Source organism: Roseateles microcysteis (genome assembly GCF_036880965.1).
Classification (GTDB): Bacteria; Pseudomonadota; Gammaproteobacteria; order Burkholderiales; family Burkholderiaceae_C; genus JAUASW01.
Window position 1 is genome coordinate 169075 of the sequence record NZ_JBAJMV010000003.1, and the last position, 23896, is coordinate 192970.

18 protein-coding genes are annotated in these 23896 nt (G+C 67.4%); 10 read left to right on the forward strand and 8 right to left on the reverse strand.

Annotation, left to right across the window (positions count from 1 at the left end):
* Positions 1–15: 15 nt before the first annotated feature.
* A complete protein-coding gene (locus V3596_RS09780; protein ID WP_334277530.1) occupies positions 16–2574 on the reverse strand; it encodes a hypothetical protein in 2559 nt (852 codons plus the stop codon).
* Positions 2575–2612: 38 nt separating this feature from the next.
* Between V3596_RS09780 and V3596_RS09785 the strand changes: the two genes are divergently transcribed.
* Both V3596_RS09785 and V3596_RS09790 read left to right on the forward strand, forming a co-directional pair.
* Positions 2613–3413: a substrate-binding periplasmic protein gene (locus V3596_RS09785; protein ID WP_334277531.1), complete on the forward strand. Its 801-nt coding sequence runs from the start codon at positions 2613–2615 to the stop codon at positions 3411–3413.
* An 11-nt stretch (positions 3414–3424) separates the two neighbouring features.
* Positions 3425–4960: an alkaline phosphatase D family protein gene (locus V3596_RS09790; RefSeq protein ID WP_334277532.1), complete on the forward strand. Its 1536-nt coding sequence runs from the start codon at positions 3425–3427 to the stop codon at positions 4958–4960.
* Positions 4961–5016: 56 nt separating this feature from the next.
* On the opposite strand, the gene V3596_RS09795 is transcribed toward V3596_RS09790, so the two are convergent.
* Positions 5017–6003, reverse strand: coding sequence for a protein kinase family protein (locus V3596_RS09795; protein ID WP_334277533.1), 987 nt, complete (start codon positions 6001–6003; stop codon positions 5017–5019).
* Between the two features lie 124 nt (positions 6004–6127).
* On the opposite strand from V3596_RS09795, the gene V3596_RS09800 reads away from it, so the two are divergent.
* Genes V3596_RS09800 through V3596_RS09810 form a run of 3 tightly spaced genes read left to right on the forward strand, consistent with a single transcriptional unit; the run spans position 6128 to position 10313 of the window.
* Positions 6128–7120 (forward strand): AEC family transporter, encoded by a 993-nt coding sequence (locus tag V3596_RS09800; RefSeq protein ID WP_334277535.1) that lies wholly within the window; start codon positions 6128–6130, stop codon positions 7118–7120.
* A gap of 38 nt (positions 7121–7158) precedes the next feature.
* Positions 7159–7905 carry a tetratricopeptide repeat protein gene (locus V3596_RS09805; RefSeq protein WP_334277536.1) on the forward strand — a complete coding sequence of 249 codons (747 nt, stop codon included), beginning with the start codon at positions 7159–7161 and terminating at the stop codon, positions 7903–7905.
* Between the two features lie 11 nt (positions 7906–7916).
* Positions 7917–10313: an alpha/beta hydrolase family protein gene (locus V3596_RS09810; protein ID WP_334277537.1), complete on the forward strand. Its 2397-nt coding sequence runs from the start codon at positions 7917–7919 to the stop codon at positions 10311–10313.
* 9 nt (positions 10314–10322) lie between these two features.
* Here V3596_RS09810 and V3596_RS09815 read toward each other — a convergent pair whose 3' ends face one another.
* From V3596_RS09815 to V3596_RS09830, 4 genes are all read right to left on the reverse strand, one after another.
* A complete protein-coding gene (locus V3596_RS09815) occupies positions 10323–12794 on the reverse strand; it encodes a sensor histidine kinase (RefSeq protein WP_334277538.1) in 2472 nt (823 codons plus the stop codon).
* Positions 12795–12803: 9 nt separating this feature from the next.
* A complete protein-coding gene (locus V3596_RS09820; RefSeq protein ID WP_416383980.1) occupies positions 12804–13589 on the reverse strand; it encodes an ABC transporter substrate-binding protein in 786 nt (261 codons plus the stop codon).
* Between the two features lie 78 nt (positions 13590–13667).
* A complete protein-coding gene (locus tag V3596_RS09825; protein ID WP_334277540.1) occupies positions 13668–14432 on the reverse strand; it encodes an HD-GYP domain-containing protein in 765 nt (254 codons plus the stop codon).
* Positions 14429–14800, reverse strand: coding sequence for a response regulator transcription factor (locus V3596_RS09830; protein WP_334277541.1), 372 nt, complete (start codon positions 14798–14800; stop codon positions 14429–14431). The genes V3596_RS09825 and V3596_RS09830 overlap by 4 nt, the downstream gene beginning before the upstream one ends.
* Before the next feature lie 111 nt (positions 14801–14911).
* Here V3596_RS09830 and V3596_RS09835 point away from each other — a divergent pair, with 111 nt between their 5' ends.
* From V3596_RS09835 to V3596_RS09855, 5 genes are all read left to right on the forward strand, one after another.
* On the forward strand, positions 14912–15550 hold the full coding sequence (locus tag V3596_RS09835; protein WP_334277542.1) for a response regulator: 639 nt from the start codon (positions 14912–14914) through the stop codon (positions 15548–15550).
* The gene (locus V3596_RS09840; protein ID WP_334277543.1) at positions 15547–16302 is read left to right on the forward strand and encodes a response regulator; all 756 of its coding nucleotides are present in this window, start codon (positions 15547–15549) and stop codon (positions 16300–16302) included. Before V3596_RS09835 ends, V3596_RS09840 begins: the two co-directional genes overlap by 4 nt.
* A gap of 118 nt (positions 16303–16420) precedes the next feature.
* Positions 16421–16966, forward strand: a complete 546-nt coding sequence (locus tag V3596_RS09845) for a chemotaxis protein CheW (RefSeq protein ID WP_334277544.1) — start codon at positions 16421–16423, stop codon at positions 16964–16966.
* 50 nt (positions 16967–17016) lie between these two features.
* On the forward strand, positions 17017–18774 hold the full coding sequence (locus tag V3596_RS09850; protein ID WP_334277545.1) for a methyl-accepting chemotaxis protein: 1758 nt from the start codon (positions 17017–17019) through the stop codon (positions 18772–18774).
* Between the two features lie 38 nt (positions 18775–18812).
* A complete protein-coding gene (locus tag V3596_RS09855; protein ID WP_334277547.1) occupies positions 18813–20363 on the forward strand; it encodes a methyl-accepting chemotaxis protein in 1551 nt (516 codons plus the stop codon).
* Here V3596_RS09855 and V3596_RS09860 read toward each other — a convergent pair.
* Positions 20360–22465: a primosomal protein N' gene (locus V3596_RS09860; RefSeq protein WP_334277548.1), complete on the reverse strand. Its 2106-nt coding sequence runs from the start codon at positions 22463–22465 to the stop codon at positions 20360–20362. The genes V3596_RS09855 and V3596_RS09860 overlap by 4 nt on opposite strands.
* Positions 22466–22795: 330 nt before the next feature.
* On the reverse strand, positions 22796–23887 hold the full coding sequence (gene hemE, locus V3596_RS09865; RefSeq protein WP_334277549.1) for a uroporphyrinogen decarboxylase: 1092 nt from the start codon (positions 23885–23887) through the stop codon (positions 22796–22798).
* Positions 23888–23896 lie beyond the last annotated feature (9 nt).

A 23896-nucleotide genomic window follows, 5' to 3' on the forward strand; every position in this document is an offset into this window, starting at 1 on the left:
GCGCCCCGTGAGCGGCTACTGACGCGAATCCTGCACCACGCCCGGCGGCAGTGCCCGCAGGCACAAGCCCAGCAAGAGCACGCTGTAGAACATGAAGGAGATGCGCGGCGCATCGAGCAGGCTGTCGAACAGGCCCACCATGAGGAAGCCGACGAGGGACGCGGCCACCGCCGGTGCCAGCGCATGGGCACGCGCACGGCCCAGGCTGACGCGCCAAAGCGCCGCGGCCACCAGTGCAGCCCAGATCCAGAGGCCGACCCAGCCCTGCTCGAACTGCAGGTGCAAGGGCAGGCTCTTGGCATGCCAGGGCAGGTGGTGGCGGTCGCTGGTGAAGTACCAGCGCGCCAGGCCCGCGGAGAAGTCGCCGTTGGCCAGCAAATTGCGGCCCGAGGCGTCAATCAACTGCAGCTCGCCCACATCCAGCTCCTTGCCCGCCACGGTTTCGGCGATGGCAAAGGTGATCAGGCGCGGCGCCCACCAGTCGCCGCCGGCACCGCGCGGCAAGGCATCGAGCTTGAGCTGCACCGTCTGCCATTCACCGGGCTTGCCTTTCACATGCAAGGCCTTGTGGCTGCGGCCTTCCTGGTAGAGCAGATGCTTTTCGGCCACCTCGGCAAAGAGGCCTGCTGCTTCGCCGGCCCGCACGCGCGCCTGCAGCGTCAGGGGCCCGCTCGGCACGGCGATGCGCTGGGTCACGCGCAGCATGCCGCCATAGTCCAGCAGATGGCGCCCGCCGCTCAGGCGCAGGAAAGGTTGGCCCGCTTCATCGCCGAGGCGGAAGTCGCCCACCCGCTCGTCCACCGGGCCGGAATAGAAACGCGTCGCCATATAACGGCCACTGCCACGCCCCAGCCAACGCTCCTCATCGCTTTGCAGGAGCCGGTAGCTGCTGCGCCAGTGATCGACACGGGCGCCCAGGTCCTGCACGCCGGTGGCCATGCGCTCGCCCAGATAGGCACCACCTTCCAGCGTCGACACGATGGCGCCACTGACCAGCAGCACGCCAGCCAGGATCGCGCGCACCCGCCAGTGGAGCGCCAGCAGGCGATCAGCCGCCTGCGGCGCCGCGCCCAGCAACCAGACCCAGGCCAGCGCCCAGAGCGCCAGCGGCCACAGCGTCGCGCGCAAGGCGAGCTCGCCCCCCCAGTTGCCTGCCACCACGGCCACGCAACCCAGGCTCCAGAACCACACCGTGCTCACCAGCATTGTGCGCAGCGTGGCTTCCATGCGGCTGGGCGGCCGCCACATCAGCAAGGCGCCCAAGGCGAAGGACAGCCCATAGATCACATAGGCGGACTTGGGTATCCAGTTCGCCACCGACCAACTCAAGCCCGCCGCCAGCGTGCCCAGCAAGGCCGCCATGGACAGCACCAGGGCACGCGCGCCAACGCCTTCGACCAGCAATTGCCGCGGCGCAAACAGCAGCAGCAAGGCCGTACCGGACAGTGCCAGCAAGCCACGATAGCCAGCCACCGCAAAGATTTGCGCTGCGCTGAAACCGAACAAGCCCAGCAACGCCAGCAAGGGCAAGGCGCGCAAGGCCGTTTCCAGGTGCTGGGGTTGCTCGGCCAGCGAGGTGCTGCGCGCATGGTGCTGGCGATAGCTGAGGAAGAGCAGCGTTGCCAAGGTCACCGGCAGGGCGAGGTAGACGCCGCGCGAGAAGGTGGTGAGCGCGGCATAGCTGGCCATCAGCACCAAGGCCAGCAAGAGCCCCAGCAGCACCGGGCTGCGCTGGCGCATCAGCGCCGCCAGCGCGAAAGGCAGGCACAGCAGCAGGGCGCCATCCAGCATCGCGCCGCCCACCTGCATCTCCCAGAACATGGCCGTGCTGCGGTAGTCTGAGCTGAAGTTCAGGAGACCGGGGAAAGCCACCCGCTCCCACAGGGCCGCCAGCGCGATGCCGGCCAGCGCCAGGCACATGGCGAAGAGCATGCCGCGCTCGATCCGGTCCGGCCGGCTCGCTGCCGCGCGTTGCCACAAGGGCAGCAGCAGCAGGGCATAGACCAGGCCCTTGGCCTGGCGCGGACCGTTGAGCGATTCCAGGTAGCCCTGCCACCAGCCGAATTCCAGGCCACCGGCGTCCTGGATGCCGCGCCAGACCGACAGCAGCACCGAGGCCGCGAACAGCAGCAGCAAGAGCTTGGCCAGCGCCGAGGGCGCCAGCGGCCGGCGCCAGGCCTGGGCCTTGCTGTCGACCCGGCCCAGCGCATAGGCGGCATAGCCGCCCGCGGCGGCAGCCATCACCAGGAGGTCCAGTTCCTCAAAGATGAACCAGCCGGTCCAGGTGGCCAGACCCAGCACAGGCACCAGGCCGATCAACAGCAGGGGCGCGGCCTGCCACCAGCGGAAGCTGGCCGCCAGCACAGCCAGATAGGCAGCGACAGCCAGCGACGGCAGCAAAGGGTAGTGGCTGGCCAGGCCAAGGCCCAGCAGGCCACAGCCCAGGGCCAGCAGCATCGCCAGCCAGCGGCTTGCGTGGTTCGGACGGCTCAGCGCAGGGCGAGCCGGCAGGGCGGGCGGCTGGCCCGACAGGGCTGGCGAAACATCGGTGGGCATGCAAAGGATGATAGCCATCGCTCATGACTGGCGATGCATCGCTTAAGCTCTGCGGCATGAGCATTTCCCCCAGGGGCGCCACACTGATGGATGAGCATCGTGCTGTCCGGCGGCTGTGCCTGCTGGCGCCGCTGGCCCTGGTCGCCCAACCGGCCCTGGCGCGCGATCTGCTGGTCGTGGGCACCTCATTCCCTCGCATCTTCGAGGCCAGCGGCAAGCCAGGCGAGGCCGATGGCCTGGGTGCCGAGCTGATGCGCCGCGCCGCCGCGCGCATGGGCCTGGGCCTGCGTTTCGAGGTGCTGCCCTGGCTGCGCGCGCAGGCCATGGTCGAGCAGGGCCAGGCCGATGTGCTGGTGGGCCCCTACCGCACGCCGGAACGTGAGCAGCGCTTTCTTTTCTCGCGCCAGGCCTTCTATGCCGACGCCCTGGTCTTCTATGCCCGGCGCAACCTGGCCACGCACTGGGTGGGCGACTTCACGGCGCTGGCACAGGTCCCCGTGGCCATCGTTCAGGGTTGGGCCTACGGCGACGAGTTCGAGCGTGCCCGTCCGGGCCTGCAGGTGCTCAGTACCGCGCTGACCGTGGAGACCGGCCTCTTGATGCTCAAGCGCGGACGCATCGAACTGCTGGCCAGCAATGAGCGCAACACCGCACCGGTGATCGAAGCCCTGGGTCTCGCCCAGGAGCTGCAGATCATCAATCCTCCCATCAGCTTTCAGCGCGGGCATTTCGCCTACACCCGCAATGCGCGGGGCGAAGCCTGGCGCGACAGCATCGACCAGGTCATGAGCCAGATGCGGGCGACAGGCGAGTTGCGCGAGCTGGCCCGTCAATGGCACATCGCGATTCCTGAGTAAGCTCTTCTGCCATGAGCATCAACACCGACCGTCGCCAGCTTCTCCAATGGGCCCTGGCGGCGGGCGCGGCGCCGCTGTTCCTGCGCCATGCCCTGGCCGCCGACACCGAGCGATTCGCCCTGGGCCTGGCTTCGGGCTGCCCGCGTCCTGATCGACTGGTGTTGTGGACCCGGCTCACCGGCCCTGCGCTGCCCGAACAGGTCGAGGTTCGCTGGGAGCTTGCAGAGGACGAGGGCTTCCAGCGCATTGCCGCCAGCGGCGTGGAGGCCGCGCGCCCTGACAGCGCCCATACCGTGCATGCCGAGCCCAGCGGCTTGAAGCCCGATCGCTGGTACTGGTATCGCTTCAGTGCCCTGGGCCAGCGCAGCGTCGTCGGGCGCACGCGCACCGCGCCGGCACCCGACGCTCCGGCCACCTTGCGCTTCGCCATCGCCTCCTGCCAGCGCTATGACCACGGCTTCTACGCCGCCTGGCGCGACATGGCCGAGCAGGAGCTGGACCTGGTGCTCTTCCTGGGCGACTACATCTATGAGTACGGCCCTGGCAAGGACAGCCAGGCCAAGCGCCAGCACACCGGCCGCGCCTGCCAGACCCTGGACGACTACCGCCAGCGCTACGCCCTGCACAAGAGCGACCCTCACCTGCAGGCCATGCACGCCCGCGCACCCTGGCTCTGCACCTGGGACGACCACGAGGTGTCGAACGACTATGCAGGCAACCAGGGCGACAACCTGGCGGCAGACTTCCCGGCACGCCGGGCCGCTGCCGTTCAGGCTTATTGGGAGCACATGCCCTTCCCCAAGGCCTGGCAGCCACGGGCCGACAACCTGGCGCCGCTGCGGCTCTACCAGCACTGGGACTGGGGATCGCTGGCCCGTGTGATCACGCTGGACGGCCGCAGCTGGCGCGACCCCCAGGTCTGCCCCAAGCCGGGCCGCAGCGGATCGAACACCGTGGACCTGAGCGAATGCCCGGCCCTCATCGAGCCTAACCGCAGCCTGTTGGGCGCAGCGCAGGAGCGCTGGCTGGCGCAGACCTGGGACGCCAGCCGCCCCTGGAACCTGCTGGCCCAGCAGACCCTGATGGCCCGCCACAGCCAGCGCGACACCAGCAACGGCGGCGGCCGCTACTGGACCGATGGCTGGGACGGCTACCCGGCCGCCCGCTCGCGCCTGCTGAACGACCTTGCCGCGGCCAAGGTGCCCAATGCCGTGGTGCTCGGAGGCGATGTGCATGCCAACCATGTGGCGGGCCTGCGCGCCGATTTCGACCGGACCGACTCACCGCTGCTGGCCAGCGAGTTCTGCGGCACCTCGATCACCAGCCACGGCGGTTCGCAGGAGCGCATGACCCAGGGGCTGGCCCACAACCCGCACATGCTGCTGTCACGCAGCGACCAGCGTGGCTACGTGCGGTTCGACCTCAAGGCTGGCCTGATGCAGGCCGAGCTGCGCGCCGTGCTCGATCCCTGGGATGCGCAGAGCGCCGTGCAGGCGCAGGCCCGCTTCGTGGTGGAAGCCGGCAAGGCAGGCCCGCAGCTCGCCTGAGCGGGTGCCGCAGTGCCGCCAGTGCCGGGCCGTACTGGGGCCGTACGGGGTGCTGACTAGCGAGGCTCGTTGGCCGTGATCTGGCGCCAGAAACGCCAGAACCAGGATGTCGCACCTGCGGCTTCATCGGCCCCGCTGTCCAGGGGCATGGGCGCGGAATTGGCGATCGGCATCGGCGTCAATTGCAGGGCTGAATGGCTTTCGCCAGCCAGCCAGGAGCGCAGGTCCAGGCCCAGTGCTTCGGAACTGGCATGGCGCTGCTCCGGCAGGGGGCTGGCGGCCTTGTGCACCAGGGCTTCCAGGCTCAGCCGCTGCTGCGGGCTCAACTCGGGCCAGCGGGTGGCGACACTGTCGTGCTCGGGGCTGGCTTCGTGATGATCAGGGGCGCGTTCATGCACCAGCTCGCACAGCAGCGCGCCCAGGGCATAGGCTTCGCTGGCGCTGCTGGGCGCCGCTCCCTGCCGACGCTCCGGGCTGGCATAGACCAGCAGGGCCGGGTGCGGCGGCTCGGGCAATTCCTCGTGGCTCAGGTGCAAGCCCATCAGCTGCAGGCGGCCATCGGCGCGCACCCACAGCAGGCTTGGGTCCAGCTCGGAGAGCAGCAGGCCCTCGCTGTGGGCATGGGCCAGCGCATCGCAAAGCTGCAGCAGAAGCGCCAGCCTTTCACGCAGGGCGAGGCGCTCGGTCAGGCTCATCAACGGCCGCGCTTCCACCCAGGGCAGCACCAGGAAGGGCTTGCCATGCGGGGTGACGCCGCTGTCCATTGGGGTGACGATGCCATGGTGCTCCAGGCGCGCCAGCTCGGAGGCGCCATCGGCGAAGCGCAGCATCAGTGCGGCGGCATCGGTGGCGTTCTCGAACACGATCAGGGCGGCGCGCTGCCCGCGGGCCAGCACATGCTCGGCGCGATACCACTGGCCGGCAGCACTGGCGTGCAGCGCACGGCGCAACATCCAGACGCCCAGGCGCTGCTCGGGTACCAGGGTGGCACCTGCTGGCGGACCGGCGACCGGCCGCGGACGGTGGTTGAAAGCGAAACGCATGGCTTGCCATGTTAGCCAGCCCCACCCCTGCCCGAAACCCATGCCCCCTCGAACAAAGGGCTGGCGAGCATTCGCTCACATCCCCCGTGTGAGGGGGCAAGCCGGCTTGCGATACTCGCGGCCGATGCAAGCAATCCTGGCCGTCACCCTGCCCTTCTTCGCCCTGGTGCTGTGCGGCTACCTGGCGGCTTCGCGCGGTGTGCTGGCCGAAAGCGCCATTCCGGGGCTCAACGGCTTCGTGCTGTTCTTCGCCCTGCCCTGCATGCTGTTCGGCTTCGGCATGAACACGCCGGTGCTGGAGCTCCTGAACCCGGCCATGCTGGGCCTGTATGCGAGTGTGGCCCTGGCCATCGTCGGACTGACCATCGCCCTGACCCGCTCGCCCCGCGTCGACATGAAGAACGCCGCCTTCGGTGCCCTGGTGGCCGCATTCCCGAATACCGGCTTCATGGGCGTGCCTCTGCTCGTGGCGCTGCTGGGCCAGAACGCCGCCGGACCGGTGATCTGCACCGTGCTGGCCGATCTCTTTGTAACGAGTTCCCTGTGCGTGGCCTTGGCCAGCGCCCACGACCCGCGCGCCGACGGCCGGCCTGCGACGGCCGGCGCCGCACTGGCGCAAGCGCTGCGAGGCGCATTGTCCAATCCGCTGCCCTGGTCGATTGCACTGGGCATCCTGGCCTCGGCCACCGGCCTGCATCCGGCCGGGCCGCTGGACACCGTGATCCGCATGCTGGGTGACGCCGCATCACCGGTCGCCCTGTTCACCATCGGCGCCGTGCTCTGGCGCTCGGGCCGGCATGCCCAGGGGCGCACGCCGGTCGCGCTTTATCTGCCGGTGGCGCTGATCAAGCTGATCCTGCATCCGGCGCTGGTTTGGAGCCTGGGCCTGGTGGGGCGGCGCTTCGGCCTGCCGCTGAGCGAATTCCAGTTGCTGGTGCTCGTGCTGGCCGCCGCCTTGCCCAGCGCGAGCAATGTCTCACTGCTGGCCGAGCGCTATGGCGCCGACAACGGCCGCGTGGCACGCATCATCATGGCCTCGACAGTGTTGGCCTTCCTGAGCTTCACCGCGCTGGCCTGGCTCTTGATACGGCCGGCAGCAACGGCGGCGGCACAATAGCGGCCACAAGATTCGACAGCCCCGGGGAGCCTCAAACCATGCCTTTCATCGGAGTCGGCCTGCATGTGCTGGTCGCGCTTTTCTTCGCCATCCACGCCATCCGCAACGGTCAGCCCATGTACTGGATGCTGATCCTCTTCATGTTCCCCTTGCTGGGCAGCATCGTCTATTTCGCGGCGGTCTACCTGCCCGGCTCGCGACTGCAGCGCGGTGCCCAACGCACCGTGGCAGCCGCCGCCCGCTCGCTGGACCCAGGGCGCGAGCTGCGCGAAGCCCGTGCGGCGCTCGAAGGCACACCGACGGCCCAGAACCAGATGCGCCTGGCCCAGGCCTTGCTCGAGGCCGGCCAGCCCGCCGAAGCAGCGCAGGCCTTCGAGACCTGCCTCAAGGGCCCGTTCGCCAGCGATGCCGAGATCAAGTTCGGTGCTGCCCGCGCCTGGCTTGAAAGCGGCCAGGCCGCGCGCGCCGTGGCCCATCTGCAAGCCATCCGCAACGAGCAGCCGGGCTTCCGCGCCGATCAACTGAGCCTGCTGCTGGCCCGTGCCTTGGCGGCAGATGGCCAGCAGGACGCCGCCCGCAGCGAGTTCGAGAACGGCCTGCATCGCTTCGGCAGTTTCGAGGCGCACGCCGAGTATGCGATCTGGGCGCTGGAGCGCGGCGACCAGGCCCTGGCGCAGAGGCTGCAGGCCGACATCGACAAGCTGACCCGCGCCTGGAACCGCCATACCCGCGAGTTGAACGCGCCGGTGCTGCGCCGGCTGCAATCCGCGCAAGCCCGCCGCTGATCGACATGAGCATGCCGCGCCGAACCCTGTGGCTCGCGCCGCTGCTGCTTAGCCTCGCGCTCGGCGCGGCGCAGGCGCAGGAGCCGGCCGGCTATCTGCAGCCCAGCACCGCCATCCGCCAGGTGCTCGATGCACCGGTGCCGCCGCGGCCCTGGGTCTCGCCCGACCAGCAGACGCTGGCGCTGATGGACATCCGCCCCTATCCGGGCATCGACGAACTGGCCCGGCCGGTGCTGCGCCTGGCAGGCCTGCGCTTCGAGCCCGGCAGCGGCACGCCGCAGCCCTTGCAGGTGCTGCAGCGCTTGCGGCTGCGTGCCTTGAACAGCTCCGATGCGCCGGAGCGGACCATCGAGCTGCCCGCCGGCGGCGCCTTCCACAGCTTCGCCTGGGCGCCCGACGGCCAGCGCTTCGTCCTGGAGCGCCGGATGGAACAGGCCAACGAGCTCTGGGTCGGCGATACCGCCAGCGGCCGGCTGCGCGCCATCGCCGGGCTGAGGCTCAACAATGCGCTGGGCCAGGGCGAGCAGGCCTGGCTCAATCCGCAGGAGCTGCTGGTCTTGAGCGTGGCCCGCCGCGGCCCGCCACCGAAACCGACGCCTCGCCCCGCCGTGCAGGAGGCCAGCGGCCGCGCCTCGCCGGAGCGCAACTACGCCGACCTGCTGCAGTCGCCCTACGACGAGTCGCTGTTCGAGTACCACGCTCGTTCGCAGATGGTGCTGGTCAATGTCGCCACCGGCGCGGTGCGCGAGGTCGGCGAGCCCCAGCTCTACGCAAGCATCAGCAGCGTCGGCGCGCCCGGCACACCGCAGTACCTCTTGACCGAGCGGGTCGCCCGCCCCTTCAGCTACGACCTGACCTGGGATGACTTCCCCACCGTCGTGGAAGTGCGCTCGCGCGAAGGCCGCGTGCTCAAGGAACTGACGCGCATGCCGATGCGCAAGGGCGTGGCAATCGACGGCGTGCTGATCGGCCCGCGGGTCTTCTATCCCTCGCCCAGCAAGGACGCGGCGGTCTACTGGATCGAGGCGCTGGACGGCGGCAACTCCAATGCGCGAGTACCGTTCCGCGACCGCCTGATGCGCCTGGACCCGCCTTTCACCGGTGAAGCGCGCGAAGTGCAGCGCATGCCGCATCGCTTCACGCAATTGCGCTTCCTGGACGATGGCCAGCAGGCGCTGCTGACCGAAACCGACCGCAACCGCGCCTGGGTCCGCACCTATCTGCTACCGCTCAACGGCACGCAAAGCAAGCCGCTGTTCGAGTACGCGCAGCGTGAGCGTTATCGCCACCCCGGCGTGCCGCTGATGCGCATACTCACGAACGGCCACAGCGTGATTCGCACCTCGCCGCAAGGCGACATCTACATGCTGGGCGCCGGCTTCAAGCCCAAGGGTGAGCAGCCCTTCCTGGACCGCCTTTCGCTGCGCGACGGCCTGAGCGCCCATGTGTTCCAGTCGTCCGAAACCGTCTATGAGCAGCCGCTCGCGCTACTGGAGGGCAACCGCCTGCTGCTCAGTCGCGAGAGCCCGTCCGAGCCACCCAATATCTTCCTGCGCGATAGCGCCGGCCTGCATGCCCTGACACAGATGCGCGACCCGACGCCGTCGCTGCGCCGCATCCACCGCGAGTTCGTCAGCTTCAAGCGCGCCGACGGTGTGGAGATGTCGTTCTGGCTCAACCTGCCGCCCGACTATAAGGAAGGCGAACGCCGCCCGACGCTGGTGTGGTCGTATCCGCTGGAGTTCAACGACCCGACGCTGGCCGGCCAGATCAGCGGCGCCACCAGCCGCTTCGCACGCTACTCGGGCCTGGCGCCGCAGCTGCTGGCGCTGGACGGCTTCGTGGTGCTGTCGGACGCCACGATGCCGGTGGTTGGCGACATCCGCAGCATCAACGACGGCTTCATCGAGCAGATCACGATGAATGCCCGAGCCATCCTGGACAAGGCCGAATCGCTGGGCGTAACCGACCCGAAGAAGGTGGCCATTGGCGGGCACAGCTACGGCGCCTTCATGGCCGTGAACCTGCTGGCCCACACCGACCTGTTCAAGGCCGGCATCGCCCGCAGCGGCGCCTACAACCGCACGCTGACGCCCTTCGGCTTCCAGAGCGAGCGGCGCTCGCTGTGGGACTCGCGCGAAACTTATCTGCGCCTCTCGCCCCTGCTGTATGCGCAGCAGATCAAGGAGCCGCTGCTGCTGGTCCACGGCGACGCGGACAACAACTCCGGCACCACGCCCCTGCAGAGCGAACGCCTCTACCACGCGCTCGCCGGCCTCGGTGGCACGGTGCGCTTCGTCTCCCTGCCCTATGAAGCGCACGGCTACGCCGCGCGCGAGTCGGTCGGCCACACACAATGGGAAATGAGCCACTGGCTCAGGCAGCACCTGGGCGAACCGCGTCCCTGAGAGCGGCGCTCAATAGGTGGTCGTGAAGCCGGTTTCCGCATCGCCGCGGCCCGGCAGCACGATGCTGAACAGCGCGCCACCCCCTTCGCGGTTGCTGGCCTGGATGCTGCCCTTGTGCAGCTCGACGATCTTGCGGCAGATGGCCAGGCCGAGGCCGGTGCCCCCCGAGCCATCCTTGGTCTTGCTGGACTGCACGAAGGCATCGAAGATCGCCTCGAGCTCGCCCGGCGGTATGCCCGGCCCACGGTCGGCGATGTCGATGTGGATCTGGCCGTCCTCGTGCAGGGACGCTGCCAATTCGATGTTGCTGCCGTCCGGGCTGAACTTGACTGCATTGGCCAGCACATTGCGCACCACCTGCTGGAAGCGCAGCGGGTCGACCTTGGCGCTCAGCGGCTGCTCGCTGATGACGCAGTCAAGCTGCAGGCGGCGTGGCTGCAAGAGCGGGTCGAACTCGCGGGCCACGCTGCGAATGTGGGCACGCAGGTCGCAGCGCTCCATGTGGAAGGTGCCGACCGAGCTTTCGATCTTGGAGACGTCGAGCAGGTCGTTCACCAGGGCCAGCATGCGCTGGCCCGAGGCATGGATGCTCTCGAACATGGTCACCAGCCGGGGCGAATCGCGGCCCCGCGCCACGCCCAGTTCCGAGAAGCCGAGGATGGACTGCAGCGGCGTGCGCAGTTCGTGGCTGATGTTGGCGATGAACTCCGACTTGGCGCGCGAGGCCTCTTCGGCCGCATCGCGCGCCTCGCGGGTGGCGCGTTCGGCCTCCCGGAACTCGCTGACGTCCATCAGCGTGTTCAGGATGCCGGCCGGCCCGCCCTGCTCGTCCAGCAGCAGCACCTTGGTGACCTGCATGTCGCGCGGCTGGCCGTCTGCATGCTTCATGCGGGCCTCGTAGCGCAGCGTGCCGCCCTCGGCGAGCAATTGGGCATCGTGCCGCTCGTGCACCTGCCTGTCAGCCATGCTCAGCGTGGAGCCGAACTGGCTGCCTATCAACTGCTCGCGCTTGAGCCCGGTGAAGGCCTCCCAGGCACGATTTACCGTCACGTATTGCCCCTGCATGTCGACCAGCGAGATCGGCTGCGGGCTCACTTCAAGCAGCAAGCCGGTGAAGGCCAGCTGCCGCTGCAGCTGGTGCTGGGCCACCTCGCGCTCGGTCACGTCCACCGCGCTGCCGGCAAAACCGACCAGGTGCTGCTTGGCATAGAGCGGCACGACCGCGACCTCATACTGCCTCAGCCCACCTTCGGCGCTGCGCAGGCCGATCTGCGCGGTGCGCGGGCCAGGGCGATCATCGGGGTCGAACAGTCCGGCGGCCTTCGCGGCATCGGCCGGCTCGACCAGGTCCTGCAGGCGGCGGCCGACGGCCAGCTCGGCACGGTCCTGCGTGACCGCGCCCCAGCGTGCATTGACGAAGGTCAGCACGCCGCCGTGTCCGGCCCGAAAGATCAGCTCCTGCACGCTCTTGAGCACCACGCTCATCTCGCGCTCGCGCAGGGCCACCTTCTCATGGGCCTTCTGCGCCGATTGCACGGCCAGCATGCGGCCACGCAGGCTGCGCAACGCCACGAAGCTGGCCGCCACCAGCAGGGTCAGCATGAGCAGGCCGAGACCGGCCAGCTTCCAAACACCCTGGTACCAAGATTGCAGTGCCAAGGCCTGCGGCTGTTCGATCAGCATCAGGAAGGGCTGGCTGCGCGAGCCGCGCCAAGCCACGATCTGGCGGCCCGCGACCACGCCATCGCCCAGGTAGCTGCCATGCTCCTGCCGGCCGATCAGAAGAGCCAGGACCGGATGACTGGCCAGCGAACTGCCCACCTCCATGGGCAACTGCTCCGTTGCAGTCAAGACCTGGCCCTGGTAACTGACCAGCAGCGCCTGCATCGCACTGCGGTCCGCAACCGTCTGCTGATAGGTGGCCATGGTGTCGGGATTGATCAAGGCGACCAGCAGCCTGCCCGACGCCATGCGATGCCACAGCGGCAGGAAGCTGACACGGTGGCTCGCGCCGCTGTTGCGCATGTCGGCCAGGGCGCGCCCGGTTTGCAGGCTCAGCAGCTTGCTGCGGCCGGCTGCGGGCAGCGACTCCAGCTCGGCTAGCGGCAGGCGCACACCGACGTCACGCGGTTCCGAGCTGGCCAGCACCAGACCGGACTCGTCGACCAGCGCAAGGCTGCGCACCGAGCTCAGGCCCAGCAGTGACTGCGACAGCAGTGCCTGCTCATGGGCCGGGTCTGGCTGGCTCCGGGCCTGCAGGCTGTCGCCCAGCGCGCGCAAGGCCACGGCCGCCGATTCCACCGTTCGGCTCGCCTGGTCCTGCAACACGTCAGCCAGCAGTTCCGCCCGCGCGCGGCCGTTGCCCAGGGCCTCGGCGCGCTGGTACCAGGCCAGCGCACTCAGGCCGAGCACCACCACCAGCGCCGCGCCGCTGGCGGAGGCCAGGACGACATTTCGCAGGAAGCGTGTCTCGCGGAGCATGGTCCGAGTTCAGCGAACGACGATGTCGCTCAAGCCATTGCGCCCAGCTGCAGCGCTCAGGCGGCCGTCACGCTTGATGGTGGCCACGAATTCGTTGAGGCGTGCCAGCCAGGGAGCGTCGCCCTGCTTGATCGCATAGGCGTAGGGCAGAACGAAAAAGGGCTGCGGCGGCGCCACCAGGCGCGCCCAGTCGGCGTTGTCGAGCAGGCGCCGGCTGTAGGGATAGTCGGTCATGAAGGCGTCGACCCGGCCCGCTTCCAGCTCGCGCTCCCGGGTCTCGGGCGGCTTGACCGTGCGCAGCGTGGCCTGTTTCAGCGCCTGGGCCATCACAGGCTCCATGAAGGTGCCGGCCTGCACCGCGACGACGACGCCGGGCTTGTCCAGGTCCGACCATTGGCGCACCACGCGGTTGGCACGCGTGGTGACCGCATAGATGTCGCTTTGCAGGTAGGGCTGGGTGAAGTCCAGCACGGCCTTGCGCTGCGGCAGCATGCCCACCGCAAACATGGCCACATCGCAGCGCTCGCTCTTCAGGTCCTCGACCAGCTGCGGGAACGACGACTCCACATACTGAAGCTTGACCTTGAGATCACGTGCCAGCTCTGCAGACAGTTCGATATCGATGCCCTCCAGCTTGTCGTTGCGCGGGTTGCGGTAAGTAATGCCGTAGTAGTCGGGCCAGATGCAGACACGCAGCTTGCCGCTGCTGCGCACCCGCTCCAGCGTGCTGGCACCGGCCTGCACTGATTGCGCTTGGGCTGGTCGGGTGCCGAAGGCGAGCAAGCTTGCCAGCATCGACACCAGAATCACGCAGGCCACGGTGATCTTGAGTTTTCTCATGAAGTCGTCCTTGTACCAGTTGTGTGTCGCGGCTCAGTCTGGAACGGTCAGGTTTAAGAGGTCGGGAGGGTTGCGGTTGATGGCGTCGCGCAGGGCGATCAGCAACGGCGCATGGGCCAGCATGCACTCCACCACGCGAGGATCGAAAGCCAGGCCGCGCTGCTCGGCCAGCATCTTGAGCGCCACCTCGTCGCTGAAGGCCTCGCGGTAGCAGCGGTCCATGGTCAAGGCATCAAAGAAATCGACGACCGCGACGATGCGGCCCGACAGCGGAATCGCCTCGCCCGCGAGACCCAGCGGATAGCCACTGCCGTCCCAGCGCTCGTGATGGGTCATGGCCACCTCGGCAGCCAGCTGGAATAGCCTGATTCGCGATCGCCCCAGGATTTGCGCACCGATGATGGGGTGCTGGTTCATGACCTGCCGCTCGTCCGCCGTGTAGGAGCCCGGCTTCTTCAGCACCAGGTCGGGCACGCCGATCTTGCCGATGTCATGCATGGGGGCGGCCAGGCGCAGTTCGCGCGCGAAGTCCTTGCTTTCGCCCAGCGCCAGCGCCAGGCCTTCCGCCAGGTGGCCGATGCGGGTGATGTGCACACCGGTATCGTCATCGCGCATTTCTGCGGCCAGCGACAGGCGCAGCAGCGCTTCGTGATGGGCGCGTGCCACTTCGCGCAGGGCTTCGTTGCGCTCCTGATAGACACGGCCGAGGTCCGTGACGATGCGCTCCATCTGCGCCGCCGCCGCATCGTCGAAGCTGCGCGCGGTGCCGGAAGGGGTGTCGAGGGCGACGGCAATCATGCGTGCTCCCATTGCTGAGCGATCACGTCGATCAATTGCAGGGGACTGAATGGTTTCACCAGGTAGGCGTCGGCGCCGGCCTGCCGGCCTGCCGAGCAGTCTTGCGCCTGGCCCCGGGCGCTGAGCATGATGACGCGGGGATTCAGCAGCATCGGGTCGCTCTTGAGCTTGCAGCAGACATCCAGGCCATCCAGCTCGCCCGGCATCATCACGTCCAGCAGCACCAGGTCGGGCCGCACAGCCTCGGCCAGCAGCAGCGCCGTGGCCCCGTCCTCGGCCTCGAAGATCTCGTAGGACTCGAACTCCAGGGTCATGCGGACCAGGCGACGGATGTCCACGTGGTCATCGACGATCAGGATCTTCTTCATGTGGCTACTCCGGTGCTTTTTCAGATTTGATGAAGCGAAGTATCACATTTATCATTTAATGGCGTCAAGACTCGCTTTATGATGCCGACGAAAATTCGGCAAAATTACTCAATGTCTCAAAACCGCCCCCTGCTCGACCCGAACAAGAACGACTTCAGCACCATGGAAGTGGCCCAGGTGCTGGGCATGGCCGTGCGCTCGGTGCAACTGATGGTTGATCGCGAAGAGCTGAAGGCCTGGAAGACACCGGGCGGCCATCGCCGCATATCGCGGGCCTCCATCGAAGCCTTCATGGCTCGGCGCGGCGGCGTTGCTGAGCCCTCGCCGGCCGTGCTGCCGCGCAGCACGCGCCCCGCCTCGGCAGCACCCCAGGTGCTGCTGATCGAGGATTCGACGCACTACCAGAAGCTCATCGCCCTGCTGCTGAACCAGCAGTTCCCGGAGATCCAGCTGCACACGGCATCGGATGGCATCGTTGGCCTGACGATGTACGGCCAGATCCAGCCGCAGGTGCTGATCGTCGACATCCTGCTGCCCGGCATAGACGGGGCGACGCTGATCACCAGCCTGCGGACCCAGCCGCAATTCGCGCGAAGCCGTCTGATAGTGGTCACCTCGCTGGAAGGCGATCAGTTGGCCCCCTACGCCTTTGCCCTGGCGGGCCTGCCCGTCATCCACAAGCCGCGTCTGGTGACCGAGTTGCCGGCGCTTCTGAGGGCCGCCCTGGTCGAGGCTTCGCCCCACCCATGAAACCAAGGCCGCGCCTGCTGCTGCTGGAAGATGACCCGACCATCCAGCACCTGGTTCGGATGGCGCTCGAAGAGCTAGATCTTGACCTGCTGATCTCCAGCACCCTGGCCGAAGCCCGGGCAACGCTGGCCGCCGCGCCGGTGCAGATGCTCATCTCCGATCTGATGCTCCCCGACGGCTCCGGGCTGGACCTGATCGAGGAGCTGTCTGGGCGTTCCGACCTGCTCCAGGGCGCCCCCATCGCCGTGTTCAGTGCCGGCCTGGTCGGCGATGTCCAGGACCACCTCGCCCAGCTTGGCGTCTGGCGCCAGCTCGCCAAGCCGTGCAGCATCCTGGAGCTGGAAACCTGCGTGCAGGAAGGGCTGGGCCTGACGCAAGCGACGCCTTCTGCAGGTGCAAACGCAGCTGCCGCTGACGACGCAGTAGCAGCGACCAGCGCATTGCCGGCGAACCAGGCTCAGGCCGTAGCCCAGCATTTCGGTGGTGACGAACCGCTCTACCGTACCTTCAGGGCAGCCTGCCTGTCCCAGTTCGAGCTGGATCGCGAGCAGGGCGATCAGGCATGCGAGCAGCGCGACACGCTGGCTCTGCGCCGCCTGGCACACAGCTTGAAAAGCGTGCTGCTGACGCTCGGTCACGCCGCCGAGTCGCAATTGGCGCGCCAGCTGGAGGACAGCGCCGAGCAGGCCGACTGGCCCCAATCCCTCGCTCAGTGGCAAGCCTTGCGCCAGCGGCTTCCGGGAAATCCCTGATCGAAATCAAACTATAGCTGGCAATTTTGGCAAATGTGATAAATTGCCGAACAAAATGATCGAAGAATCATTTTGATCATTTAACATGAGGGCACCAACAGATTGAAAGGTGTCCGACATGAATACAGCCCTGATTCCCGCCGTCCAGGAGCGCTCTACCGCGCTGACGTCGATGGCCGATGCGGCCGTTACCGCCGGGCCGCTGGAAGTGCTGACCTGCCAACTCGGCGGGGTGTCCTATGGCATCGAGCTGCGCTGCGTGCAGGAGATTCGCTCCTACGAGGCGCCGACCCGCATCGCCAACGCACCCGACTTCATCAAGGGCTTCGTCAATCTGCGCGGCGTGATCGTGCCGGTGATCGACCTGCGCCTGAGCTTCGGCCTGCCGGTGCCAGCCTATGACGCCTTCACCATCACCGTGGTGCTCAATCTGGCCGACCGCATCGTCGGCGTGGTGGTGGATTCGGTCAGCGATGTGATCGCCCTGCTGCCTTCGCAGATCAAGCCCGCCCCGGACTTCAACGACACCGTCGACGCCCGCTACATCGCCGGCATCGGCACGCCCGACGAAAGCAGCTCCGACGCTCGCATGCTGGTCCTCTTGGACATCGAGAAGCTGATGTCCAGCGCGGCCATGGGCTTGGTACAGCCGGTCCTGCAGTGAGTGCGCAAGAGCCTCACCGCCCTCAAAACCAACCTGCACGAATACACATCATGAACAAGCGCACCATGAAGGTCTCCACTCGCCTGGCCCTCGGATTTGGTACCGCTGTCGCCCTGGGCCTCGGCATTGCCCTGATGGGCGCCCTGGAGTTGCGTTCTATCGCCGCCGAAGTGAATGAACTGGCGAACGATCGCATGGTCAAGGTCGACAAGTTCACGGACGTCAAGGACAACATGAATACAGCGGCACGCACGGCGCGAAACCTCGCCTTGCTAAAAGACCCCGCCGAACGGGCGGCCGAACTGAAGATCCTTGCCGATGCGCGGCAGGCCAACCATGCGCTGACGCAGGAACTCGACAAGATGCTGACCATCCCCAAGTCGCGCGACTTGTTGAAGGTGATTGCCGACACCCGAACGCTCTACAACCGCGCGCTCGACAAGGTGGTCGCCCTGGGAGAGCAGGGCAAGACCGAGGAAGCCGGCGAGCTGCTGATCACCGAGGTGCGGGCTCACCAGAACGCCCTGTTCAAGGCCATCGACGACTCGACAATGATGCAGGCTGAGCTTTCACGTGAATTGGCCAAGAAGGCCAGCGACGAAGCGACATCTGCGGCCATGCTGATGCTGGCCCTGGCCGGTCTGATGGGCCTGGTCGGCGGCCTGGTTGGTTGGGGCCTGACCCGCAACCTCAACCGCGCGCTGGGTGCCGAGCCCGGCGAACTGAGCGCGGCCGTGCAGCGCGTGGCCGACGGGGACCTGGCCACGCCGGTGCCGGTACGCAACGGCGATGAGCAGAGCACGATGGCTACCGTGGCACGCATGCAGCGCGCTCTGGCCGGCATCGTCACCACGGTGCGCGGCAACTCCGACAGCGTGGCCACGGCCAGCGCCCAGATTGCCCAGGGCAATCAGGACCTGTCGAGCCGCACCGAAGAGCAGGCCAGCGCCCTGCAACAGACGGCCGCCTCGATGGAGCAACTGGGCTCCACCGTCAAGCAGAACTCAGACAACGCCCAGCAAGCCAACCAGCTGGCCCGCAACGCCAGCGATGTGGCCCAGCGCGGTGGTGCCGTGGTGAGCGAAGTGGTCGACACGATGAAGGGCATCAACGACGCCTCCAAGCGCATCGCCGACATCATCAGCGTGATCGACGGCATCGCCTTCCAGACCAATATCCTGGCCTTGAACGCGGCCGTGGAAGCAGCTCGCGCCGGCGAACAGGGCCGCGGCTTCGCGGTCGTGGCCGGCGAGGTGCGCAACCTGGCCCAACGCAGTGCCGACGCGGCCAAGGAAATCAAGACCCTGATCAACACCAGCGTAGAGCGCGTGGAGCAGGGAACGAGCCTGGTCGACCAGGCCGGCGCCACCATGAGCGAAGTGGTCCAGGCGATCCAGCGCGTGACCGACATCATGGGCGAAATCAGTGCCGCCAGTGCCGAGCAGACCTCGGGCGTGACGCAGATCGGCGATGCCGTGAGCCAGATGGATCAGGCCACGCAGCAGAACGCCGCCCTGGTCGAGGAAAGCGCTGCAGCGGCGGAGAGCCTGCGTGTCCAGGCCCAGGAGCTGGTGAGTGCGGTGGCGGTATTCCGCGTCGGCGGCAGCGCAGCCGTGCCGGCGACGGCGGCCACGGCAGTCAGGGCAGCTCCGACAACTTGGCAAGGCGAGGAGCGCCGCAGCAGCCAGCGTGCCACCAATGTGAGCCGCCTGCCCACACCGGCCAAGCGCCAATCGTTCACCCAAGCCGCGCCAGTCGAGCCCACGCTCAAGACCGGCACCAACGGAGACAGCTGGACCACGTTCTAAGCCGCATTTCGCACTTCACCGGCTTGGAGCCTTGCATCATGAAACTCAACTTCCGCAGCCTGACCTGGCGCCTTTATGCCGTCGCCGCCTTGCTCGGCCTGACCCTGGTGGGCGTGGCCATCTACGCCCGCATATCCATGGGCGAGGTGGAGGCGACGACGCAGCGAACCAAGCAGACCAGCGTCCCGCAGCTGTCCCGCATGAACCGGATGGAGCTGAACCTGACCCGCGCATCGCTGCAACTCCGGCACGCGATCCTGGCCCGCAACACACAGGAACGAGATGCCTCCTTGTCAGACATCGCCAGGAAGCGGCAACTGATCGAAGACGACCTGCGGGCCTACGAGCGCGATCTCAGCACCGAGCGCGGCAGGCAGCTGTATCAGGGGCTGCCGGTGAAGTTTGCAGAGTTCTGGAAGGTGGCCGAAGCCAACGTGCAGCTGATCCTCGACGACCGCAAGCCGGAGGCCTTCGCCTACCTGGCGGACCGCACGGTACCGATCCGCAACGAGGTGCTGGGCGTGCTCGGGCCGGCGGTCAAGTATCAGACCGAATTGCTGGAGGCCGCGCTGGATGGAGCAGGCCAGCGCACGCAGCAGATCGAGTCCGTGCTGGAGGGCATGGTGGTCGCCTGCGTCAGCCTGCTGGCCGTTTCCATCTGGTGGGTCGGCCGCCAGATGCGACTGCGCGTGGGCACGGCTCAGCAGGTCGCCGAGCGGGTCCGTGATGGTGACCTCACGGTGACCATGATCGAACAGCAGGGTGATGAGTTCAGTCCGCTGCTGCAGGCATTGCAGCAGATGCAGACCGGCCTCAGCACACTCGTCGGGCAGGTGCGCGCGAACGCCGAACACGTGGCCAGCGCCAGCACCGAGATCGCCAGCGGCAATGCCGACCTGAGCAAGCGGACGGAGCATCAGTCGGCTTCGCTGCAGCAGGCTGCAGCCAGCATGGAATCGATCAACAACGCGGCCTCACGCAACGCTGATAGCGCGGCACAGGCCAGCAGACTCGCGGCCGATGCCAGCGGCACGGCCCAGCAAGGCGGCACGGTGGTCGAGGGCATGATGGAAACCATGAAGGCCATCGATGCGGCATCCCGACAGGTGGTCGACATCATCGGTGTGATCGACGGCATCGCGTTCCAGACCAACATCCTGGCCTTGAATGCCGCCGTGGAGGCCGCGCGCGCGGGTGAGCAAGGCCGCGGCTTTGCGGTAGTTGCCAGTGAAGTTCGTGCCTTGGCGCAGCGATCAGCCGAGGCTGCCAAGCAGATCAAGGGTCTGATACAGACCAGCGTCGAACGCATTGAAAGCGGCTCGTCTCAAGCCAGCATGGTCGGCAAGACCATGGAGGAAGTCGTCGGTGCCATCGCCCGTGTCGACCACATCGTCGCGGAGATCAATGCGGCCAGTTCTGAGCAGATGCGGGGAATTGCGCAGGTCACTCAGGCAGTCAGCCAGATGGAGCAGGCCACGCAGCAGAATGCCGCGCTGGTCGAGCAGTCGGCGGCTGCATCGGAGAGCATGCGCAGCCAGGCTGGGGCCTTGGTGCAGACGGTCAGCAGCTTCAGGACTGCCGAGGCCTAGATCGCCAACGGATCCACGTCAACCGCCCAGCGGATCAGTCCCTTGTGCTCGCGCTTGAGCGCGCCGAGCGCCGGCAGCCAGGCGGCCAGCAGCCGCTGCAGGGCGACGCGGCTTTCTGATTCGACCAGCATCTGGAGCCGCTCGATGTTGGCAACCCGCGCCACCTGCATCGGCACCGGCGCGTACAGGAGCACCTGACCGGCGCCATCGAGTTCGGCAGCCACGGCAGCCGCCGCCTGCAAGAAGGCCTTCGCGGCCTCGGCCGTGCGGGCTTCTGCACGCAGCAAGGCCAGATGCGCAAACGGCGGCAAGCCGGCCGAGAGGCGCTCCTCCAGCTGACTCCTGGCAAAGCGCTCGAAGTCGTGCGTGGTCAGTGCCTGGTAGAGCGCATGCTGAGGATGCCAGGTCTGCACCCACATCTCGCTGCGCGCCGCAGCTTCAGCATCTCTGCCGGCGCGGCCGGCGGCCTGCATCAGCAAGGCGAACAGCCGCTCGGGCGCGCGGAAATCGCTGCTGAACAAGGCGCCATCGGGGTTGACCGCGGCAACCAGGGTGATGCGGCGGAAGTCGTGCCCCTTGGTGACCATCTGCGTGCCGACAAGGATGTCGACCTCGCCCGCATGCACCGCACCGAGCTGCGCTTCCAGCGAGCCCTTGAGCTTGGTCGAGTCGGCATCGATGCGGGCCACGCGCGCGCCCGGCAAGGCCTCGGCCAACTGCTCTTCCAGCTTCTCGGTGCCGCGGCCCAGGGGCGCGATGTCCGGATTGCCGCAGCCCGGGCAGGCGGGCGGCACCCGCTCGGTGAAACCGCAGTGGTGGCAGCGCAGCGTGCGGTCCAGCTTGTGGAAGACGCGGAAGGCGCTGCAGTGCGGGCATTCGCTCTTCCAGCCGCATTCCAGGCAGTGCAGGACCGGCGCATAGCCGCGCCGGTTCAGGAACATCAGGCTTTGCTCGCCCCGCTCAAGACGCTGGCGCAGCGCTTCGATCAGCGGTTTGCTCAAGGCCGTGGTAACGCCCTTGTTGCGCGGCAGGCTGTTCATGTCGAACAGGCGCACTTTGGGTAGCGCGCCACCGCCTATGCGTTGCGGCATCGACAAGCGGCGATAGCGCCCTTCTTCGGCTCTGTGCCAACTTTCAAGCGATGGCGTGGCCGAGCCAAGAATCACCGGCAGCTTCTCGAGATGCGCCCGGTAGACGGCGAGGTCGCGCGCCGAGTAGCGGGCGCCGTCCTGCTGCTTGTAGGACGGGTCGTGCTCTTCATCGACCACGATCAGACCAAGCTTGGGCATGGAGGCGAACACCGCCAGCCGCGTGCCCAGCACCAGTTGCGCCCGCCCGAAATGCGCGGCCAGCCAATTGCGCAGACGCTGGGCCGGCGTGAGCCCGCTGTGCAGCGAGACCATGGCTGTGCCTGCAAAGCGCTCGGCAAAGCGGGCTTCCAGTTGCGGGGTCAGGTTGATCTCGGGCACCAGCACCAGCACCTGGCGGCCGGCTGCCAGCGCATGCTCGGCGGCACGCAGATAGACCTCGGTCTTGCCGCTGCCGGTCACGCCATAGAGCAGCAATGGCTGCGGCGACTGTGTACCGTTCTGTGCCAGCAGCTCATCGAGCTGAGCCAGCGCCTCAGCCTGGGCCGGGCTCAGCTCCGGCCTGGCGGCAGGCTCTGCGGGCACCGGCAGGGCCAGCTTGTCCAGCTTCTTGAGCCGGAGCTGCAATTGCTTGGGCTCGAGCTCCCGCAACTGGGGCGGCAGGACAGCAGCCGCCAACTCGCCGACGCTGCGCTGGTAATAGAGCGCAGCGAATTCGACCAGCGAGCACCAGTGCGCCGACAGGGGCGGCAGCGCGTCCAGCGCTGCCGTGACCGGCCGCAAGTCTTGCAGTGGAAATTCCGCGCCAGTTGCCGCATCTTCACGCGCAGCCGGCCAGACCACGCCCAGCAGCTCGCGCCGGCCCAGCGGCACCCGCACCAGGCTGCCTGGAGCGAGCGCCTGCTCACTGGCGTAGTCCAGCGGGCCCGTCAGTCCGCTGTGCTGGGGCGCGTCAACCGCGACGCGCAAGCGCTGCAGCGGCGGCAAAAGCTGCGACGGCGCCTGCTCGCTCATGGCTCAAGCCATCGCTCAGGTGAAAGCTCAGCATTCCGTCCCAAGTCCATGATTTGCAAGGGATTGAAATGCTTTCCCACAAGCTGTGGATAACTTTGTGGGAAAGATACGCACAGGCCCTGCTCCGTGGAACAAGCTGACGCTCCGGCCTCTTGGAGCTCCGCTTGTGCGAAATGCGTACTTGCTTTGGAAATCAAGGACTTAGCCCGCAATCGGGAAAACGAGAACTTGCGGCGCAGCATGGCCGGCAGCCGCACGTCGCTTGCACACATTTGGGGATAAGTCCAAACCCTGAGTGCTTACTTCACGAATTGGCGCGCCGCGGCGCGCTCAGGCGCCGGCACGCAAACGGCGCGAATGGCTGTGCACCGTTTCGACCAGGGCGCTGACATGTTCGGGAGGCGTGAACTGGCTGATGCCATGGCCCAGATTGAACACATGGCCGCCATGGGAGCCATCGGCGCGCAGCGGGTTGCCAAAGCTGTCGAGCACCGCCTTGGCCTGCTCGGCGATCGCCTCGGGCGGCGCGAACAGCACGTTGGGGTCCAGGTTGCCCTGCAAGGCCACGCGGTCGTTCAGCTGCTTGCGGGCGCGGGCCAGGTTGACCGTCCAGTCCAGGCCCACCACGTCAGCGCCGGCATCGGCGATTTCGTCCAGCCACAGGCCGCCACCCTTGGTGAAAAGGATGCGCGGGATGCGCTGGCCCGCGTGTTCGGTCTTGACCTTGGCCAGCACCTGGCGCGAGTAGGCCAGGCTGAAGCGCTGAAAGGCGCCATCGGCCAGCACGCCGCCCCAGGAGTCGAACAGCATCACCGCTTGCGCGCCGGCTTCTATCTGGGCGTTGAGGTATTGCGCCACCGCCTCGGCGTTGACAGCCAGGATGCGCTCCATCAGGTCGGGGCGCGAATACATCAGGGCCTTGACGTGGCGGTAGTCGTCCGAGCCGCCGCCCTCGACCATGTAGCAGGCCAGGGTCCAGGGGCTGCCGGAGAAGCCGATCAGCGGCACGCGGCCGTTCAGCGCCTGGCGGATCGAGCTCACCGCGTCGAACACATAGCGCAGCTTGTTCATGTCGGGTACTTCGAGGGCGGCCACGGCGGCTTCGTCGCGCACGACCTTCTCGAACTTCGGGCCCTCGCCCTGCGCGAACGACAGGCCCAGGCCCATTGCATCCGGCACGGTCAGGATGTCGCTGAAGAGAATCGCGGCGTCCAGCGCATAGCGCTCCAGCGGCTGCAGCGTCACCTCGGTGGCGTAGTCGCGGTTGGTGGCCAGGCCCATGAAGCTGCCAGCCTTGGCGCGGGTGGCGCGGTACTCGGGCAGGTAGCGGCCCGCCTGGCGCATCAGCCACAGCGGCGTGTAGTCGGTCGGCTGGCGCAGGCAGGCGCGCAGGAAAGTATCGTTTTGCAGGACTGCGGTCATCCGAACATT